Origin of the sequence: Ureibacillus galli, from assembly GCF_014836845.1 — a bacterium.
GTDB lineage: Bacteria > Bacillota > Bacilli > Bacillales_A > Planococcaceae > Ureibacillus > Ureibacillus galli.
In genome coordinates, this window is sequence record NZ_JACSQA010000037.1 from 1 (window position 1) to 20606 (window position 20606).

At 34.4% G+C, this 20606-nt stretch carries 19 protein-coding genes and 1 pseudogene; 13 read left to right on the forward strand and 7 right to left on the reverse strand.

The genetic code is table 11. The annotated features are described in order from the left end of the window. Positions 1-103 precede the first annotated feature (103 nt). Positions 104-457 carry a helix-turn-helix domain-containing protein gene (locus tag H9636_RS16950; protein WP_191708759.1) on the reverse strand — a complete coding sequence of 118 codons (354 nt, stop codon included), beginning with the start codon at positions 455-457 and terminating at the stop codon, positions 104-106. A gap of 437 nt (positions 458-894) precedes the next feature. Beyond that, positions 895-1194, reverse strand: a complete 300-nt coding sequence (locus tag H9636_RS16955) for a hypothetical protein (RefSeq protein WP_191708760.1) — start codon at positions 1192-1194, stop codon at positions 895-897. Between the two features lie 184 nt (positions 1195-1378). Between H9636_RS16955 and H9636_RS16960 the strand changes: the two genes are divergently transcribed. Beyond that, the gene (locus tag H9636_RS16960; protein WP_191708761.1) at positions 1379-2017 is read left to right on the forward strand and encodes a hypothetical protein; all 639 of its coding nucleotides are present in this window, start codon (positions 1379-1381) and stop codon (positions 2015-2017) included. Positions 2018-2279: 262 nt separating this feature from the next. On the opposite strand, the pseudogene H9636_RS16965 reads toward H9636_RS16960, so the two are convergent. After that, positions 2280-2779, reverse strand: a pseudogene (locus tag H9636_RS16965) (DinB family protein). 288 nt (positions 2780-3067) lie between these two features. Here H9636_RS16965 and H9636_RS16970 point away from each other — a divergent pair. The 3 genes from H9636_RS16970 (at position 3068) to H9636_RS16980 (ending at position 8110) form a co-directional block, all read left to right on the forward strand. Then, positions 3068-3886, forward strand: a complete 819-nt coding sequence (locus H9636_RS16970; protein WP_122972157.1) for a glycerophosphodiester phosphodiesterase family protein — start codon at positions 3068-3070, stop codon at positions 3884-3886. A gap of 273 nt (positions 3887-4159) precedes the next feature. After that, positions 4160-5512, forward strand: a complete 1353-nt coding sequence (locus H9636_RS16975) for a 3' terminal RNA ribose 2'-O-methyltransferase Hen1 (protein ID WP_191708762.1) — start codon at positions 4160-4162, stop codon at positions 5510-5512. A 3-nt stretch (positions 5513-5515) separates the two neighbouring features. Beyond that, positions 5516-8110, forward strand: a complete 2595-nt coding sequence (locus H9636_RS16980) for a polynucleotide kinase-phosphatase (RefSeq protein ID WP_191708763.1) — start codon at positions 5516-5518, stop codon at positions 8108-8110. A gap of 136 nt (positions 8111-8246) precedes the next feature. Here H9636_RS16980 and H9636_RS16985 read toward each other — a convergent pair whose 3' ends face one another. From H9636_RS16985 to H9636_RS17000, 4 genes are all read right to left on the reverse strand, one after another. Continuing rightward, positions 8247-8789, reverse strand: a complete 543-nt coding sequence (locus tag H9636_RS16985; protein ID WP_122972160.1) for a hypothetical protein — start codon at positions 8787-8789, stop codon at positions 8247-8249. A 165-nt stretch (positions 8790-8954) separates the two neighbouring features. Further along, the gene (gene cysC / locus H9636_RS16990; protein WP_191708764.1) at positions 8955-9557 is read right to left on the reverse strand and encodes an adenylyl-sulfate kinase; all 603 of its coding nucleotides are present in this window, start codon (positions 9555-9557) and stop codon (positions 8955-8957) included. A 13-nt stretch (positions 9558-9570) separates the two neighbouring features. Then, positions 9571-10710, reverse strand: coding sequence for a sulfate adenylyltransferase (sat, locus tag H9636_RS16995; protein ID WP_191708765.1), 1140 nt, complete (start codon positions 10708-10710; stop codon positions 9571-9573). A gap of 31 nt (positions 10711-10741) precedes the next feature. Continuing rightward, positions 10742-11443: a phosphoadenylyl-sulfate reductase gene (locus H9636_RS17000; RefSeq protein WP_191708766.1), complete on the reverse strand. Its 702-nt coding sequence runs from the start codon at positions 11441-11443 to the stop codon at positions 10742-10744. A 435-nt stretch (positions 11444-11878) separates the two neighbouring features. Here H9636_RS17000 and H9636_RS17005 point away from each other — a divergent pair, with 435 nt between their 5' ends. The 9 genes from H9636_RS17005 to H9636_RS17045 all read left to right on the forward strand — a co-directional run bounded on the left by H9636_RS17005 (position 11879) and on the right by H9636_RS17045 (position 20565). Continuing rightward, entirely contained in the window at positions 11879-12910 is a 1032-nt protein-coding gene (locus H9636_RS17005; RefSeq protein ID WP_191708767.1) for a sulfate ABC transporter substrate-binding protein, read from the forward strand. Positions 12911-13035: 125 nt separating this feature from the next. After that, complete coding sequence (cysT, locus tag H9636_RS17010) at positions 13036-13875, forward strand: sulfate ABC transporter permease subunit CysT (RefSeq protein WP_191708768.1); 840 nt, start codon at positions 13036-13038, stop codon at positions 13873-13875. 58 nt (positions 13876-13933) lie between these two features. Beyond that, positions 13934-14770 (forward strand): sulfate ABC transporter permease subunit CysW, encoded by an 837-nt coding sequence (gene cysW, locus H9636_RS17015; protein ID WP_225230309.1) that lies wholly within the window; start codon positions 13934-13936, stop codon positions 14768-14770. 14 nt (positions 14771-14784) lie between these two features. Continuing rightward, positions 14785-15855 (forward strand): sulfate/molybdate ABC transporter ATP-binding protein, encoded by a 1071-nt coding sequence (locus tag H9636_RS17020; RefSeq protein WP_191708769.1) that lies wholly within the window; start codon positions 14785-14787, stop codon positions 15853-15855. 79 nt (positions 15856-15934) lie between these two features. Continuing rightward, the gene (locus tag H9636_RS17025) at positions 15935-16084 is read left to right on the forward strand and encodes a YezD family protein (protein WP_191708770.1); all 150 of its coding nucleotides are present in this window, start codon (positions 15935-15937) and stop codon (positions 16082-16084) included. 147 nt (positions 16085-16231) lie between these two features. After that, positions 16232-17089, forward strand: coding sequence for a DUF72 domain-containing protein (locus H9636_RS17030; RefSeq protein ID WP_191708771.1), 858 nt, complete (start codon positions 16232-16234; stop codon positions 17087-17089). Further along, positions 17089-17910, forward strand: coding sequence for a sulfite exporter TauE/SafE family protein (locus H9636_RS17035; RefSeq protein WP_191708772.1), 822 nt, complete (start codon positions 17089-17091; stop codon positions 17908-17910). Before H9636_RS17030 ends, H9636_RS17035 begins: the two co-directional genes overlap by 1 nt. Before the next feature lie 129 nt (positions 17911-18039). Continuing rightward, positions 18040-19404 (forward strand): bifunctional metallophosphatase/5'-nucleotidase, encoded by a 1365-nt coding sequence (locus H9636_RS17040; RefSeq protein ID WP_191708773.1) that lies wholly within the window; start codon positions 18040-18042, stop codon positions 19402-19404. A gap of 57 nt (positions 19405-19461) precedes the next feature. Next, positions 19462-20565 (forward strand): HD-GYP domain-containing protein, encoded by a 1104-nt coding sequence (locus H9636_RS17045; protein WP_191708774.1) that lies wholly within the window; start codon positions 19462-19464, stop codon positions 20563-20565. Positions 20566-20606 lie beyond the last annotated feature (41 nt).

A 20606-nucleotide genomic window follows, 5' to 3' on the forward strand; every position in this document is an offset into this window, starting at 1 on the left:
ATACCCGAAAAACGTTCAAAATTACAAAAGGCCTTCAGAATGTGACCATTCTGAAGGCCTTTTGTCGACAATCTGACGACATGTCGACTAGACATGTCGCTTTTTATTTTTTCTCATTTTTAATCATTTCCCAAATCATTCGAAGCTTTCGAAGTTCATCTTCATCTGATTTTGGAAGTTCTTTATACCATACTTGCAGTTCTGGGTCATTGATGAATGCTTGGAATTCCGCCTCAACGTCTGTTGTTTTGGGTTCTTTGGTGTTGGTACGGCCGAGGAGGTAGTCAGTGCTAACATCGAAATAATCAGCAAGTTTGGTTAAGGTATTATTATCTGGCTCACCTAAACCATTTTCGTATTTAGCATAGCCTTGACGAGTGATACCAAGCATATCTGCTAATTCTTGTTGAGTTTTGCGGTACTCACTTCTAAGAGCTTTAAGTCTGCTTGCTAGCATAGCATTACCTCTCCTTTATTTATGTAATTTTATTATAACGCAACTAAAAGTTTCTTTGTGCAACTAAAAGTTACTAATTTATAGTTGACAGCAACTTTTCGTCGCTTTATATTTGGATTGTAAGGTAACTAAATGTTGCTGAGGAGAGGTGAAATTTGAGGGAACATTTAATTGAACTTCGAAGAGACTGGACAATTTCAGTGGTTAAAAAGGAACTTGAGGAAAAATATAGTTAATTCGTTATTTTCTAGATTAATTTTTTGTACCATTTCCACAAAATATAATAGCCTTTAAAATGAAAACAAAAAAGCCTCTGAGTATTTAGTAAAACGCAATTGAAAGCATTTTATAAAATTAAACAAAGGCTATAAAAAATAAAAATATAATATTTTTAAAATATCACAAATAAATAAATTAAAATATAAGCAAAATAATACCTAATTTAATAAAGAACCTAGTATAAATGGTATTATCAATAAAAATAAAGAACTTAAAATAAGTGTTAAAGTAACGGACTTTGGAAGTTTTACTCTATCTTTTCCTTTATACCATCCTGAAAATTGCAACTTATTTCTATATAATACAAAGAGTAGCAGTAATATAGCAATTCCACCTAGCCATGAGTAGCTCTCTGTTGTTTCATTAGTTTTATATATTTCTCCTATAATGGTCCAACCTAATCCACCAAGAAGTACAAGTATAATAATTATACGAAGAAGTTCTAATAGTATTTTCATTTTTTACCTCCCAAATATAAGTGCATTTTTAAATTTAATTAACCCATATTTAATTATTTTACCTTTAATCATATCTTTAAACCAGAATTTTTTAACACCCAAAATAATAGAAAAAATTTACTTTTTTTGAAGGAATTTGAAAAAATGTGTAGAATTATATTTAAAGATAAAAGGAGGAATTTATATGAAAAAGAAACTACTATTTTTATCCATGGCATTTCTTTTAACATTAGGTATTTCGCTTAATGTTACAACTAATGCTGAAGCATCAAGTACATCTATTGAAGATGAGAAAGAAGTGTATAAGGAAGAATTATCAAATTTAAATCAAGAGGAAATAAATGAAAGTTTCAAAAGAATTGATCAAGAATACGCTATTGGAGAAGAGTTTTCATTAAAAGATCAAGTTTTTATTGAAATGTATGCAAAACCAGTTATTCCTGGAGGCATGACTATATTTAAACAAAAATATGTATCTGGATCTGGTTCAGCGAATGGTGTAACAGTAAAAGTTAGTGGTTATATTAAAGATGATGTTCAAAATATTATAAATCAGAGTTTTGGAGCACAGGATTTGAAAACTAGTACAACAGCTGGTTCTTCAAAAGTAAAATCCGTAAAAACAGTAGTTCACCATACTGCCTATGGATTAGTTGGCAGTGGAGGAGTAGGTAAAGTATACTCTGGGTCTATTTCTACTTCTGGAAAAAATACAACATTAAATTCAACAAAAAGATACAGTGCAATCGTAGCCTATGCTTCAACTTGGTGTACTGTAACAGTTAATCATACTGGTGGTACCTTTACAATAAATCCGGATTAAAAATCAACAGGGAGTTATTACAATTAGGGTATAAGTATTTTAATTTTATTTTTAAAGAGTCGGCTAAAAAAGGGTCGACTCTTTTTCTTTTGATTTCTAATTTAGTGAAAAATTACTTTTTCTATAATGAAGTATTTAGTAATTGAACAATATTGTTCAATCATTGAGGAAACAAAAAGAATCTATTTTGAATTTTAATCAAAATAGATTCAATTTTTTTGGATGATAAATAAATTAATCGTCAAGGTTTGATTCTATTAAACTATATTTGAGGGGATTCCATACCAAAATTGGCCCATTCTTCTTTTGATGGACCATAAATGCCTGGTACAACTAATCCTGCCTGTCGCATAAGAACGGTCATTTGTCCTCGGTGGTGGCATTGATGTTGAATTAAAAACAATAATAATGAGCCATTTGGTATTTGCTGACCTAAAAATTCTATACATTCATTGTATGATCAGTCCATTGGGTTTTTAATGCCTGTACAAATGCATCACTAACTTCCTTATAGATGTCTAAAATAAATTGAGCAGACGTAGGGACGGGATAATCTTTTGCTGGGGCATCGAACGTCAAGATTGTATTTGAAGTAATAATACGAATAGAAGCAACGGTATGCCAAGCAATGTGTCCTAACGTCCAATTTTGTGATGTTATTTCTTGTTTAAGTGATTCATCAGTTAAATTATTTAGTAGTTTCTGTGTAGCACTCGCTTCGAATTCCCAAGATCTCAAAAAATCGGATAAGGTTTGGAACATAAAAATCCTCCTAAATAATTAGTTTTGGTTTCTATGCATCATTACTTCAAGTATACTCTTGCTTTTGTGAAATAGAATAATATTTTTTGCAAAAAAGTTTAATTTTACCATACCTCTTAAATGGTGCAACTTTACTACTTATAACGATCGCGAAATTGAAATCTCAAAGTAAAACTGTAGAATACAACTTTGTATGAGAATTGGAAGTTTTTTGCATGACAATTAAATATCTATGAATCCAATTAATTTGCTCTAGTACTATTTGAAACTTAGTGATAAGTTAATTCTATGAAAAAATATATTATTTACCTAATTCTCATTTTAGCGGTAGGAAGCTTTATTTTTGTTGTTAAGAACAACCAAGAACGAACTGTTCAGTTGATTGCACATAGAGGTGCTAATAACATAGCACCTGAACATACAATCACAGCATATAAGAAAGCTATAGAACTGGGTGCAGATTTCATTGAAATTGATTTACGAATGACAAAAGATGGTTATCTTGTATCTATGCATGACGATACAATCGAAAGAACAACGAATGGGAAAGGAAAAGTTTCGAATTTTAATTTAGATGAATTGAAAAAGCTAGATGCAGGTTCGTGGTTTGAAAATCGTTATAAAAAGGAAACAATTCCAACCCTTGAAGAGATTTTTGAAACCTTTGGTAAGAAGACGAATTATTATATAGAAACTAGACTAGTAAATAACGAGCCAATAATGGAAGAAAAATTAGTAAAATTAATTGAGGAAGAAGGATTGCAAGATCAAGTAGTAATCGAATCTTTTTCTCCTGACAGCTTAAAAGCCATTCATCGTATCGACAAGGAGATACCATTAATCCAATTAATTTATCCTGATAAAATGTTGGAAGTTGACGAGAAGGAAATTAAAAATTACGCTATTGGCGTTGGCCCATATGCACCTAAAGTTGATCGAGAATTTGTAGAAAGGATGCATAAAGCAGGGTTAGAAGTTGACGTATGGTTTGATCGTAAAAACGAAAAAGAGTATATGAAGAAAATATTATCATATGATGTAGATACTGTTTTTACCGATTATCTTGAAAATACAGAGGAAATTTTAAGCCGTGAAGAAAGTGAGTAATCAATGAAATTTTTAATTTATATGAATAGCTCATTCATTTAATTAATAAAAGAACACTCTTAAGGAATGCTTTTATATTATAACCTCCACAATGGTGGAGGTTTTTTTATTTATATCAAAAATTGAATCCATTTACAGCAGTACTTTTTATCCCACTCACTCCATCCCAAATCAAGTTTTCAATTAAATTTGAAAATAAAAGATATATTTTTTTACATATGATATATTGTATAAAACTGGAACAATTCACTAAAAAAGTAGGTGTTCATTACGATGCAGTTAACGATACGAGCGACTGGACAAGATGCAAAAGTCATTTCTTATTTGTTAGCCAAAAATCCAAATAATTTGTATGAAAGAAGTGTAAATGGTCATTTCATTCGAATGTTTTATAGTCAATTTGCGGAAGAGGAAGTAGAGGTCACCTTTTTTGTAACACCTGATCCAATCGGACTATCATCCAATCAGTCTGAAATCTATGATATTACTTCTTACATTAACGATCGGGAGTTTGTTGTGAGTAGTATTTTTTGTACCTTTTTAAGGACTGCACTTGGTACAGCGTTAAATGGGAAGCCGAAAGAAGATTATGTTTCTTGGGTAAATCATTCTTTCCCATTGGAGTTTAGTTTTGGGCCTTTAGCTTCGAGTCTATCAAATCAAGAGATTGAAGAACTTTTTCAACCATTAGGGTATGAAGTAGCCATTACATACGGTGAGGTGGATTATCGGGTAAATATTAAAAAGAAAAGTACAGCAAGATATATTACATTAAAAGGTTTGACGACACTTCAAAAAGGTCTTCGTCAGCTTTTTATACTCATCCCAGTATTGGATAATTATAAACACTATTATATCGATGAAAAAGAAATCGAAAAGATTGAACGATATGGTGAGGGGTGGTTGGATACCCATCCACAAAGGCAATTCATCTTAAAGCATGCTTTACGATTTAAAGAAGTGTACAGCTTAGTAGAAAGGGAAAGCGAAGAGAAACAAAGTACGGCAGTAGAACAGAAAGTGAGATTAAATGATCTGCGGTATGAAAAAATTATTCAAAAGGTGAATGAATTCAAAAATCGAGAAACGATTATAGATTTTGGTTCGGGGGAAGGGAAGCTCTCAGTAAAGTTAGGCTTCGTAGATGGAGTGAAGGAAATTTTAGCTGTGGAGCCGTCTGAATCTGAATCGATAAAAGCGCTAAAACGCTTCGAAAAAGTACAGGAAAAAGAGAATTTCGTTATGCCGAAACAAATAATCGGTTCTCTTTTTTACTATGATGAGCGATTAAAAAATAAAGATATCATCATTTTGTGTGAAGTAATTGAACATATCGATGCATATCGCTTACCGAAAATAATGAGAACGATTTTACATGACTATCGACCAAAGGTATTACTAATTACAACTCCTAACAAGGAGTATAACGAAGTCTATCAATTAGAGGACGAGTCATACCGTCATTCGGATCACCGATTTGAGTGGACGAGGGAAGAATTTTCCGATTGGTGTGAAACACAAAGCGAAGCAAGTGAATATAATGTCACATTTGATGGTATCGGTGAAGAACATGAACTGTACGGTTATCCTACTCAAATGTGTATTTTTACGAGAAAGGAGTTGTAAAAAATGAATATTCGTTTACCTTATGCAGGCATTGTTTTACTTGTAGGCCCTTCCAATAGTGGGAAAACTACTTTGCTAAAACAATTAGTGAATAATGGTCAAATACTTCCTTCCGAAATTGTAAGCTCTGATGAATGTCGAGTATTAGTAAGTGATGTTGAATTTATCGATTGGACACAAAGGCCGAATGATGAGGCAGAAGGATTATTTGATGCGTATCAAAAAATATCAGCAGAAGCGTTTAAGCTAATGGATACGATGATTGAAACAAGATGCCGGCTTAATAAACTAACCTTTGTGGATGCGACTCATTTATATTCAGATGATCGGAAAAAGTACATATCGATCGCCAATAAGCATCATGTACCAATTGTATCTATTGTATTGGATGTCGATCAAACTGTTTTACTTGAAAGGGATAGAAATCGGGAAAATCCACGGGGAAGTAGAAGAATTAAGCAGCAGTATCAAGTGTTTAAAAGGGAAAAACGATTTATGAAAAAAGAAGGTTACGATAAAACGTACTTTCTCTCCGATACAGATCAAGTGGAGATTTTTAGAGAAAATACAAACCCTGTTCATTTAGATGTTGGTAATGGTATCGATATTATTGGGGATATTCATGGCTGTTATAATGAATTGATACAAGTGCTTCAAAAATTAGGTTACATGAAAAATGACGAAGATTATTATGTACATCCAGAGGGGAGAAAATTTTTATCCCTTGGCGATATTATGAGCCGTGGCCCTAAGTCATTACAAACGATGGAATTTTTCTTACGACATGTTGAAAAGGGTCTTGCCTATATGATTGATAGTAACCACGGATGGAAAATTGCCCGCTGGTTAGACGGTCGAAAAGTGACGTTAAATTATGGCGATGAACTTGTAGAGGAAGAGTTCATTCAATTTGAAGAAGCCTATGGGATAGAAAAAGCGGAGCAATTGAAACATAAGCTAAAACAATTTCTTTTGGCAGCCCCATCCCATTATGTATTAACGAAAAATGGAGTACCTACATTGGTATGTGCCCATGCGGGGATTAAAGATGAATTTATTGGCAAACAATCGGCCCATATAAGTGACTTTTGTCGATATGGCGATAATGAGGGACTAGATGAAACTGGAAAACCGATTCGAAAAGATTGGACAATCCATCATAAAACAAAGACTTTAATTGTTTGGGGACATGACCCAAAACCGAAACCATTGATCATGAACAATACCGTTAATATTGACCAAGGCGTCGTCTTTGGTGGGGCTTTAACAGCCTATCGATATCCGGAAAGGGAGTTTGTTTCTGTACAAGCTGAAAAAGACTATTCAGAAGGAAAATCAAATCCTTTAATGGAGTTAAAAAAGAAACGGTTAAATCCTCCAAATATTGCTAAATTTTTAAATGGATATTCGGTTTTAACCGAAACCTTTGGAGAAATTAAAATACCAAAGGAGTATGCAATTCCATCTATTGATTTAGTGTCTCATTTTACAGTACCGATTGAAGAGATGATTTATATTCCACCAACAATGAGTCCAACACCAAAGCCTTCAGCATTAGATGATTATTTAGAACATCCAAAAGAAGCAATCGATTACTACCGAAGTATGGGGATTGAACGGATGGTTGCTGAAAAGAAACATATGGGTAGTAGAGGGATATTGTTTTTATTTAAAGATAAAGATGCTGGTTTCAAATATGTTGGTCGAGAAACCCTTGGTGTAATTTATACACGTACCGGTAGAAAGTTTTTTGATGAAGAAACAGAGGCCAAAATTCTTTCCAAAATAAACAAAGCTTTAACTTCAAAGGATTATTTTCATCAGTATGGAACGGAATTTGTTTTATTAGATGCTGAAATAATGCCATGGAATTTGAAAGCAAAAGAATTGATTAGCAGTTTATATGCCCATGTGTCGGAAAATGCGATTTTAGATCGTCGTTTACTAAAAAGCAAAATCGAAAGGGCAGTAGGGCAAAATGAGGAATTAGTGAAATGGCTTGAAGAGTACAAGGATAAACTGGCCAATGCCCATGTCTTCAAAGAGGTTTTCCAAAAATATTGTTGGGAGATCAATGAAATCGATGAAATCCAAATTGCACCTTTCCATCTACTTGCCCATAGTAATGAAACCTTCTTCCATAAGCCACATACATGGCATATGGAGAAAAACAAGGAATTCGCTTCGATGGACAATCTTTTTATTGAAACGGAATATATGGTAATTGAAGATGAAGCAAGTGAAAAAGAGGTAGTCAATTGGTGGAATACGATAACAAAGGATGGCCACGAAGGTATTGTCATTAAGCCAGAGCCGTTTATTGTAAAATCAAAGGGGAAGCTAGTACAACCCGCTATTAAAGTGCGCGGTAGAAAATATCTCCATATCATTTATGGAATGGATTACTTGGAACAAGAAAACTTGAACCGATTAAAGAAACGAAACGTTGGTAAGAAACAAAAGCTCGCTTTAAGGGAATTTGCGTTAGGAATAGAAGGTATTCAAAGATTCGTCAATGGTGAATCGATTGAACGAGTACATGAATGTGTACTTGGAACTCTTTCCATGGAATCAGATCCGGTCGATCCAAGATTATAAAGAAAACAGCTGATTATATTTGAATAGGAGATCGGGTGTCTAGCACTCGATCTTTTGTTATCTGTTTGATTGGTTCAATTTATAATAAAAAAAGCCACTCACACAAACGAAGTGTGAGCGACCTTTAATTCTTTACTTAAAATGTTACTTTAACAGGATGGTCTTCAGTATAATCGTAATCATCCCAAGAGAATATATGTAATGTCATTTCAAAGTCAGACTCTAGCGCAGGGAAATCATATCCTTCGTACTCATTAATTGTTAATGTAGCCGTAGCTGCTTTTCCTGGAGCAACTTCTTGACTCATCGATAAAAGAGTTTCATCTACCATACGACCGTCAGCAGAAACTGTATTAGCTTGAACTTCGATTGTATCAGAACGTTTATTTTCTACGTCGAATACAACTTCAATCGTATTGCCCCAAATGTCATCTGATTTCTTAACGATTTTCACAAGAGTAGCTTTTACATTTTCATTATCAACGATTAATTGATTAATTTCATTTTCATCGTTAGAAGCTTCTTCTGACGCTTCTACTGCTTCTTCTTCTGTTGCTTCTTGTTCAGTTGAAGTAGCTTTATCAGTATCCACTTTTCCTGATACATTTTCTGAAGTACTTCCACAAGCAGCGAGGGCAAGTGTTAATAGTAATAATAGACCGAATAATAGTTTTTTCATAAGAACAATACTCCTAATATAAATTTTACAATACTTATTGACTATACCAAATTTCCTATAATAAGGCAGCACAAATTATAAGGATTTTTTGCTGTGAATTCCCCCTAAAATAACAAAAACTGCCTAATTAGACAACGCTAATTAAGCAGTTCATTGATTTATAAATTAAACTTTCTCGATGTACCCTTTCTCAACTAAAAAGTTGATTAACTGTTCTGTACATTCTTCAATTGAATATTGCTCACTGTCTACTACAATTTCAGGGTTATCAGGTGCTTCATAAGGAGCGCTAATACCAGTGAAATTTTTAATTTCATTTTTTCGAGCTTTTTCGTAAAGTCCCTTTGGATCTCTTCGCGCACATTCTTCCACAGAACATTTCACATATACTTCGATGAATTCGCCCTCTTCCACTAAAGCCCGCACAACATTGCGGTCTTCTTTATATGGAGAGATGAAGGCAGTTAATACAATTTGTCCGCTTTCGACAAAAAGTTTTGAGACTTCACCGATACGGCGAATATTTTCTTTTCGAGAATTTTCATCAAACCCTAAATCTTTATTGAGACCGTGACGAATATTGTCTCCATCTAAAACGAAGGATTGATTCCCTTGTTCAAATAATCTCCTTGCCAATGAATTGGCAATCGAAGATTTTCCTGATGCAGATAGACCTGTGAACCAAAGAATAAAGCTATGATGATGATTTTTTTCTCTTCTTTCGGATTTACTGATGGATGCTTCATGCCATACAATATTTGAACTCATATTACACCTCGTTTTAGGAATGGATTTCTTGGCGTAGTCCTCGAATTAATACTTCGATGACCTCTTTTCGACTGAATGTACTTGGAGGAACCTCTCCATTTCGTAACATTTCACGCACCTTTGTACCGGATAAAATGATGCGAGAAGATGCATCATGTGGACATGTCTTTGTTGTTGCCATGCCTTCACAGCTCGTGCAATAAAAACTATGTTCAAATTTTAATGGCGTAATGCCGATTTCTTCCGGTGTAAAGTTTTCAAAAATTTTCTGCGCATCATATGTGCCGTAATAATCACCAACACCTGCATGGTCACGACCTACGATGAAGTGGGTACAACCATAGTTTTTACGAACGAGGGCATGGAAAATCGCTTCCCGTGGTCCTGCATAGCGCATGGCAGCTAGGAATACACCTAGTTGAACGCGCTCTTTTGGATAATATTGATCTAATAATACTTCATAGCTTTCCATACGAATTTTAGCTGGAATATCATCCGATTTTGTTTCACCTACTAATGGGTTTAAGAAAAGGCCATCTACAATTTCTAATGCTACTTTTTGAATATATTCATGTGCCCGGTGAACAGGGTTTCTTGTTTGGAAACCAACAATCGTTTTCCAACCTTTTTCCTCGAATAATGCCCGTGTTTCTTTCGGTTCAAACGTATAAGTAGGGAACAATTTCTCTGCTTTTTTTACTAAAGTTATTTTTCCACCAACATACGTATTTGGTCGATCAAGTAATTTCTTTACACCAGGATGCTTTAAGTCATCTGTTCCGTATACTAATTGAGCTTCTAGCGTTTTATCCGGTGTGAAAATATCTTTTACTTCGATAGTTCCGTATACATCACCTTTATAAGATAATTTTGCTTTCTCGCCAATTTTTAAATTTTCTACTGTCTCGTCGTCTACTGGTAAAGTAATCGGAATACTCCAAACTAGGCCAGAAGCAAGGCGCATATTTTTTACGACACTTTCATAATCCGTCTTCGTTAAAAAGCCATCAATTGGACTATATGCACCGATACCGATTAGTTCAAGATCGCTTAATGCAGTTGCATCGAGTTTGATTTCTTTTTCAATTGCTTCAATATGTTCATTTGGATTGTAAGCTTGAATTAAAACTCCTCCGTGTGGTTGTATGCTCATGTTTTATTGCCTCCTAATCGATTCGTTGATATTAATCGTGTAATCCACATTCCGTTTTATTTAAACCTTGCCATCTGCCAGAGCGTAAATCGTCCATTGTAAAAGCAGGTTTTGTACAATGGAAACAACCGATGCTTGGGTATCCTTGGTCATGAAGGGGATTGTAAGTTAAGTCATGTTTACTTACATATCTCCAAACATCTTTCCATGACCAATGGATAAGAGGACAAATTTTAACGGATTGGAATTTTTTATCTAGGTTTAGGAACTCGGTATTTTTTCTCGTTTCGGATTGGTCCCGACGTAAACCAGAGATCCATGCTTTTGCACCTGTTAATGTTTCTCGTAAAGGTGTAAGCTTTCGAATTTCACAACATTGATTTGGATTTGTTTTCCATAACTCGTCACCAAATTGTTTTGCCTGTTCATCTAAAGTAAGAGCAGGTTTTTTCAATTCAATATTTAATTCAGGGTATTTTTCTTTTACTTTTTCAATTGTTTCATAGGTTTCTTTAAAGTGAACATCTGTATCTAAAAATACGATTTTGGCATTCGGTTTTACTTTGGCAATTAAGTCAATCAATACGATTCCTTCTATGCCAAAACTACATGCATAAACAACTTCATCGCCATAATGTTGATAAGCCCATTTCAAAACATTGAGTGCACCTTTATATTCGTCATCTACATCAAACTGAATTAAAGATTCTTCCCAAGTATCGTAAGTAAGCATAATTTTCCCCCTCAAAAATAAAATAAAGACGTTTTAATGTACCATCATATGATGGGTTCCATTAAAACGCCTCCAGTTGTCTAGTTAGCATTTTATGACGATTATATAGTTGACTGTTGAATGATGATTTTAAATCTGGAATGATTTCCTCAATATAAAATCATTACTTTGTTTTAAAGTATACTATATTACTAGAAATAGTCAATTTTAAATTTTGATTTATTGAAACCATTAAAAAAATTACAAAAATTATAAATTCCTTGTTGACTTATCGGAAATGTTGGATTATTGTATTGCGTAAGATGATTTGGTCCTATTCATCTTACGACTAACACAAAAAAATATGTACCGATCAGACCACTGAAGGTTGCTACATTCCCTTTTTAACGGAGTGTTTGGCAACCTTTTTATTTTTTTAGGGGAGAGGATAAAAGGATGAAAAAGAAATGGTATTTATTTTACGTTGTTTTGACTTCGATTATTTTAGCCGGATGTGGAGAAAAGGAAGATGTCAGTGAAACTTCGGCTGATGGAAAGGAGCCAGTTGAAATTTTAAACGTATCTTATGATCCGACTAGAGAGCTTTATGAAGAATTTAATAAACAATTTGCGACTTATTGGGAGGAAGAGACGGGTCAAAAGGTTACTTTCCAACAATCCCATGGCGGCTCTGGGAAGCAAGGGCGTGCAGTCATTGATGGATTAGAAGCGGACGTAGTCACACTTGCCTTAGCTTATGACATTGATGAAATAGCACAAACTCGTCAATTATTAAATGAAGATTGGCAAACAGAATTCGAGAACAATTCATCACCTTATACTTCAACGATTGTATTTTTAGTTCGGAAAGGTAACCCGAAAAATATTCAAGACTGGGATGATTTAACAAAGGAGGGGATATCAGTTATTACGCCAAATCCGAAAACGAGTGGTGGGGCACGTTGGAATTATTTAGCTGCATGGGGATTTGCAGATAAACAGTTTAATGGAGATGAATCAAAAATTAAGCAATTTATGAAAGATTTATATCGGAATGTGGAAGTGTTAGATTCCGGAGCAAGGGGTGCTACAACAACCTTTGTTGAACGGGAAATTGGAGATGTTCTCATTGCCTGGGAGAACGAAGCTTATCTTTCGTTAAATGAGTTAGGGGAAGATGAGTTTGAAATCGTTACACCATCTTTAAGCATTTTAGCTGAACCACCAGTTGCGATTGTAGATAAAGTAGTTGATAAAAAAGGAACTCGAGAAGTAGCAGAAGCTTATTTAAATTATTTATATACAGAAGAAGGGCAAGAAATTGCAGCGAAAAATTATTACCGTCCACGGAATGAAAAAATTTTAGAACAATATAAAGAGCAATTCCAAACTTTAGATTTAATTACGATTGATGAGTTTGGAGGATGGCAAGAAGCTCAAAAAACTCACTTTGCCGATGGTGGTACATTTGACGAAATCTATCAATAAAAAAGAGAAATGGATGAGAGATATTTTCTATCAATTATTGACTGAATATTGGGTCAATTAATAGACTCCGTTACATTTAGGGTAGTGTCCCAAGCTCTATATCAACTGGATGAAGGGGAAAACAAATGGATATCACGCTAAAAAGAAAGACGAGGAAGAATACGGTTATACCAGGATTTTCATTAACATTAGGATATACCATGCTCTATTTAAGTATCATCGTCATATTGCCCTTATCGATGATATTTTTCAATACACTCTCTATGTCATGGAATGACTTTTATGAAACAATTACACATCCGAGGGTAATAGCGTCCTATAAAGTTAGTTTTGGAACTGCTTTAATAGCTGGAGCAATTAATGTTGTATTTGGCACTGTTATTGCTTGGGTGTTAGTCCGATACCATTTCCCTGGTAAAAGAATCATAGATGGTTTAGTAGATTTGCCCTTTGCATTGCCGACTGCAGTAGCTGGTATTGCATTAACAACCTTATATGCCCCCAATGGTTGGATTGGGCAATTCTTTCCATTTAAAATTGCTTTTACACCTTTAGGGATTATCATAGCTCTAACGTTTATCGGTTTACCCTTTGTCGTCAGAACTGTACAGCCAGTATTACAAAATATTAGTAAAGAAATTGAAGAAGCTTCTGCGAGTTTAGGTGCTACCCAGTTTCAAACCTTTCGAAAAGTCATATTTCCACAATTATTCCCAGCAATTATTACAGGCTTTTCATTAGCCTTCGCTCGGTCTCTTGGCGAATTTGGTTCGGTCGTGTTTATCGCTGGAAATATGCCGATGGAAACTGAAATTACCCCCCTCATTATTATGACGAAACTAGAACAATACGATTATGTAGGGGCAACTGCTATTGCAACGGTTATGTTAGTCACATCCTTTTTTTTACTGTTTTTGATTAATTTCATTCAATGGTTTTCTAATCGGAAGTTTAATCGCAATTAAGGAGGGAGGAAGAACATTGATAGCACCTTTAAAAATAAATAAAGAAACTTCCATGTCGATGAGCCATTCATCGACGAAATCCTATTCGTTACAAGAATCTGCCATTACAAAATGGACGTTAATTATAATTTCCTTATTGTTTTTACTGCTATTTTTAATTTTACCCCTCCTTTCGATTTTCGTAATGGCATTTGAAAAAGGGTGGGAAACATATATTGCTTCCATTACGGAGCCAGATGCCCTGTCGGCAATAAAACTGACACTTATCGTAGCGATTATTGTTGTACCGTTAAACGCAATATTTGGTTTAGTAGCGGCATGGGCGATTACGAAATTTTCGTTTAAAGGGAAAAATTTTTTAATTACATTAATTGATTTGCCCTTTGCAATTTCGCCAGTCATAGCAGGCTTAATCTTTATTTTGTTATTTGGTGCAGGGGGATATTTTGGGGAATGGCTTCTCCAACATAATTTGAAGATTGTGTTTGCTCTTCCTGGTATTGTTCTCGCTACATTATTTGTCACTTTTCCCTTCATTGTAAGGGAGCTTATTCCTTTAATGCAGATGCAAGGAATTACCGAAGAAGAAGCTTCCATTTCTTTAGGTGCAAGTGGATTAAAAACATTTTTACTTGTAACGTTACCGAATATTAAATGGGGGTTATTATATGGTGTCATTTTATGTAATGCGCGGGCAATGGGAGAATTCGGAGCGGTTTCGGTTGTGTCTGGGCATATTCGCGGAATGACAAATACGATGCCTTTGCATATCGAAATTTTATACAATGAGTATCAATTTACTGCTGCTTTTGCAGTCGCTTCGTTAATGTCCATTTTAGCAATCGTAACAATTATTATTAAAAATTTAATCGAGTGGAAAGCGAAAAACGTATAAGGGGGGATAGATAGATGAGTATTCAAATTCAACAAGTTTCAAAATCATTCGGTACTTTTCATGCTTTAAATGATATTTCCATTGATATTGAATCGGGGGAACTAATTGCACTTCTCGGGCCGTCGGGTTCCGGTAAAACGACTCTGTTACGTATTTTAGCTGGATTAGAATCATTAGACGAAGGCGTTATACGATTCGATGGACAAAATATAACCAATGTTCATCCGAAAGAAAGGCAAGTAGGGTTTGTCTTCCAACATTATGCGTTATTTCGTCATATGACGGTCTTTGATAACGTGGCATATGGATTAAAAGTACGTCCAAGAAAAACAAGACCTCCAAAAGCGGAAATAACAAAGAAAGTAAATGAATTACTTTCCCTTGTCAAACTCGAGAATTTAGCGAACCGTTATCCGTCCCAACTGTCTGGAGGGCAACGGCAACGGGTCGCATTAGCTCGAGCTTTAGCAGTGGAGCCGAAAGTTTTATTATTGGATGAACCGTTTGGTGCGTTAGATGCGAAAGTTCGAAAAGAGCTAAGGCGTTGGCTACGTAAACTTCATAATGAATTTCATGTAACAAGTATTTTTGTCACACACGATCAAGAAGAAGCACTCGATGTTGCCAATCGAATCATTGTTATGAATAACGGTAAAATTGAACAAATTGGTAGCCCGGAAGAAGTGTATGAACATCCAAAAAATCCTTTTGTTTATAATTTTTTAGGAAATGTTAACTTATTTAAAGGTCGATTACACAACGGAAAATTAACCCAGGGACAATTGGAAGTTAATGTGGAAAGTCTTCATGGCTCCTATGAAGAAGCGGTTGGGTATGTTCGACCCCATGAAATTCACATTGAAAAAGTGCAGGTAGACAATGAAACCGTTGGAGCGAAAATTGTCCATATTCATGTAGTAGGACCAATTGTTCAAATTGAATTAAGAAGGGAAGATACGGGGGAATATTTGGAGGCTGAAATAACGAAAGAACATTACAAGAAGTTAATTGTTAACAAAGGTGATGTAGTATTTATTCGGCCAAAACAATTGAAAGTCTTTATACCGGAAGATTTTTCAATTTGATCATGAGGTAAGTTGTTCAATAGTTCATTTGAATTAATTTTTTTCACAGTGGGCGAACATAGGAAGAAAGGGTGAAAAGATGAGTAAAAAGCAGGAAAACATTCAACAAGTTTTGAAAAAAATTGAATTAATGCTCTTATCGATGAATTACGGTTCAATCACGCTTGTCGTTCATGATGAACATGTTGTACAAATTGAAAAAAATGAAAAGATACGTTTGCATAAATAAATCCCTTTATAAATAAAAAATGACCTATAAAAAGTTCACTTACGAAGATACGTTAGTGAACTTTTTTTATTAAATCGTTTATACTTTAGGATGTATATATCCACAGCTATATATTAAAAATAAAAAAAGGTAAAATAGGGGATAGATATGATAAAAATTGGTCTTACTGGATGGGGCGATCATCCATCTATTTATCGTACGAATTCTACTAGGAATGAAAAATTATTTGATTACAGTGGACATTTTCCGATTGTGGAAGTCGATACTTCCTTTTATGCAATTCCATCGAATCACAATATTGAAAAGTGGCTAAAGGAAACTCCCGATAACTTCCAATTTATTGTGAAAGCTTATCAAGGGATGACGGGTCATTTAAGAGAAGAAAATCCGTATGAAACAAGGAAAGAAATGTTTGATGCCTTTAGACAATGTGCAGCAACCTTTCAAAAAGCTAATAAGTTGGCGATGGTTTTAGTACAATTTCCACCTTGGTTTGATTGTTCTACAAAGCACGTACAATATATACGGTATATAAAGGAACAACTGATAGGTTTTCCTGTGGCAATCGAATTTCGAAATAGAACTTGGTATAGTACGGAAAGAAAAAACGAAACGATTCAATTTTTAAAAGACAATGGGTTTATACATACCGTTTGTGATGAGCCACAAGCAGGAGTCGGTTCTGTCCCATTTGTTCCGGAAGTAACAGCAAAACGAGCATTAGTCAGAATACATGGTCGAAACGTATTTGGATGGCGAAATTCCGGTTCAACAGAAAATTGGAGGGAAGTTCGCTTCTTATATGACTATAACGAGGAGGAACTATCAGATTTAGCAAATAAAAGATTGCAATTGGAACAAAAGTGTGAAGAAGTGTTTGTTTTATTCAACAATAATTCTGGTCATCATGCAGCAAAAAATGCCAAAACAATGCAGCAAATGTTAGATGTTCACTTTGAGGGACTTTCTCCAAAGCAATTAGATTTTTTTGAAGGAGAATTTTAATGGAATTTATATTACTAGGAATTATTGCGCTATTTGCAGGAATTATTGGATCACTCGTTGGTTTAGGAGGCGGTGTCATTTTAATTCCCGCTACATTGTTCGTTGGTATAAATCTTAACTACTTTCCTAATATAACACCCCAAAGTGTCGTTGGTTTGTCTGTCATTATGATGGTATTTACCGGACTATCTTCGACCATTTCTTATATGAAAAATAAGCAAGTTGATTTAAAAAGTGGTTTTATCTTTTTTTTAGGTAGTATTCCGGGTACAATCCTCGGTGCTTGGTTAAATCAAGGACTCGAACTTGCTTCTTTTAATATCTTTTTTGGAATCATATTAATCGTATTATCATCCTTATTAATAGTAAGGGATAAATTAAAGCCAATTAATTGGTTTTTACATAATGGAATATCGCGACGCTTTATAGATAATGACGGACAAGAGTATGTTTATGGCTATCCTATTTGGTTTGCCCTTTTATTTACTTTTGTTGTTGGTTTAATTTCAGGTTTATTTGGAATTGGAGGAGGTTCATTAATTGTTCCTGCGATGGTGTTATTGTTCCGCTTTCCACCCCATGTTGCTGTCGCCACATCGATGTTCATGGTATTTTTATCTGCCTTAGTGAACACTGCCAGTCATCTTTACTTAGGAGATATTCCGTGGAAATATACATTCCCTGTTATCATTTGTGCTTATATCGGTGCGAAAATAGGGGCATTTTTAAATAAAAAATTAGAATCCAAAACGGTCGTTTTGATTTTGCAAATAGTTATGATGTTTATCGGAATCCGTTCGATATTAGAAGGCCTATTTTAAAAATTAAAAGAGTGGTTCCATCAGGTCTACATACTGATTTAGCCTAAGGAATGTTTTTAACAATGCCTAAATACGGTAGGTAAAATAAGTAGAAGGCAAATTTGAAATTATGAGAGATGGTGATCCGTAATGCTTGAGACAATTCATATTTTTCATACGAATGATATACATAGTCATTTTGAATATTGGCAGCGTATGCAGTCGTTTATTAAAGAACAGCGTATTGAATATGCCAAAATAGGAGAGCCAAGCTTTTTATTTGATATTGGTGATCATCTCGATCGTTCAAATATTTATACAGAAGCAACCCTTGGAAAAGGTAATATCAATCTATTAAATGATGCCCAATATGATGTTGTAACAATAGGGAACAATGAAGGGATTACTTTGTCTTTTGAAGAGTTGTATTCTCTTTATGATGAAGCGAAATTTGAAGTTGTTGTGGCAAACATTGAACCAATTCAAGGGGAGAAACCAAATTGGTTGAAAGCCCATACAATCTTACAAACAAAGTATGGAACGAAAATTGGAGTAATTGGGGCAACTGCATTATTTGATGCTTTTTATCGGGAATTAAATTGGAACGTCAAAGAACCAAGGGAAATATTAGTACAATTGGCGAATCAGTTAAAAGACAAAGTTGATATTGTCGTTTGCTTATCGCACCTAGGAATAACAGAGGATGAACTTTTAGCAAATGAATGTCCAAATATTGATGTCATTTTCGGCGCCCATACCCATCACTTGTTTGAAAAAGGGAAAATTGTTAATAACGTATTATTAACGGGTTGTGGGAAATTTGGTGTATATACAGGACATTTAACGATACAGTTTGACCATCAAACACGAAAATTAATTAAAAAAGAAGAAATTGTCATTGAAAATCCGATTCTTCCTGAAACGGAAGATGAGATGATGTTTCTTTCTAGACTTTCGGAAGAAGGGAAAAGGCTGTTAAAAAAACCTATCTTTCAAACAACGAGAAGTTACAATAAAGAATGGTTTCATTACTCACAACTATCCCAACTTTTTTCAGAAGCAGTACTCGATTTTACACAAGCAGATTGTACAATGTTTAATGCAGGGATTTTCCTTGATGGTTTAAATAAGGGAATTGTGACAAATTTTGATATTCATAAAATTCTACCTCATCCGATAAATATATGTGTTATCGAATTAACGGGAAAAGAACTAAAAGAAGTTTATTTGCAGGCGCAAAATGAGGAATGGCCATTACTAGAATTAAAAGGTCTCGGTTTTAGGGGTTCTATTTTTGGGAAAATGTTGACTTATGGATTTTCCATTAACAAAAATAGAGAACTTTTAATACAGGGAGAACTAGCTGAACCGAATCGGTTATACACTCTTGCCACTTTAGATATGTTTACCTTCGGATACTTCTTTCCAAATTTTAAATATGCGAAAAAGAAATACTATTTACCACTATTTTTACGGGATATATTAATTGAGTACGGAAAAAAACTCTATAATTGACCTTTAATAGGAAGTAAAATTCGTTGATGATTGACATAGAATTGAGGTGAAAAATGAATGCGCTTAATATCAATCAATGTCCTAAAAAAGGGAATGGTTATAGGGAGAACCATCTGGAATGAAGCAGGGCTTCCGTTATTACAAAGAAATGTTGTCGTAACGGATCCCATCATTCAACGATTAAAACAATTGGGGATTCAATATGTGTATATTGAAGATGAAATCTCTAAAGGAATAATTATTGAGGAAACGGTTCCACTTTCGGTCAGGAAAAAGTCCGTGAAACAAATAACAGAATCCTTTAACCAATTAAAAGGATTATCAGATAAATCTGCAGCACTTGTTTTAGATAAAAAATCAAAGGAAATAGGTCAATTAGTAGATAATCTACTCCCCTCGATTTTAAATAGTAACGAAATTTTAACCGTTCTAACTGATACGCTCATTTATGATGAATATATTTTCCAACATTCGTTTCAAGTGACCATATACTCTCTTGCCATCGCTAAAGAACTAGGTTATTCCCGGAATGATTTAAAAACAATTGGTATTGGTGCGTTATTACATGATGTAGGGAAAATGTTAATTCCATCTGAAATTTTGTTCAAACAAAGTCGACTTACAGACGAAGAATTTGAAATTATGAAACAACATACAAGAACCGGATTTGATATTTTACGTAATATACATACGATTTCTTTACTTGTTGCCCATTGTGCCTTTCAACATCATGAACGAATTGATGGGAGTGGATATCCCCGAGGCCTAGTGGATTCTGAAATACACCCTTATGCGAAAATTATTGCCGTTGCAGATGTTTTTGATGCGGTTACAACGAACCGGGTATATCGGAATAAAATGTTACCTTCTCAAGGAATAGCGATCATTGAAGAAGGAAGGGGAACTATTTTTGATGAACGGGTTGTAGATGCTTTTAAAAAGAGTGTTGTTCATTATCCAAATGGAACGATCCTCATGTTATCGGATGGACGTCGAGGGATTGTTGTAGAGCAAAATTCAAAAAATGCAGCTTTACCATCTATACGTATTTTTGAAGAAAATCAAGAACGCATTAACAATACATATGTTATTCATTTAGCCGATGAGCCTAATGTAAAAATAGAAAAAGTTGAATCCGAATATATTGAGTACATTGAATAGTTATCTCTTCCTGTTCATAAATTGGAGCAGGAGGAGATTTT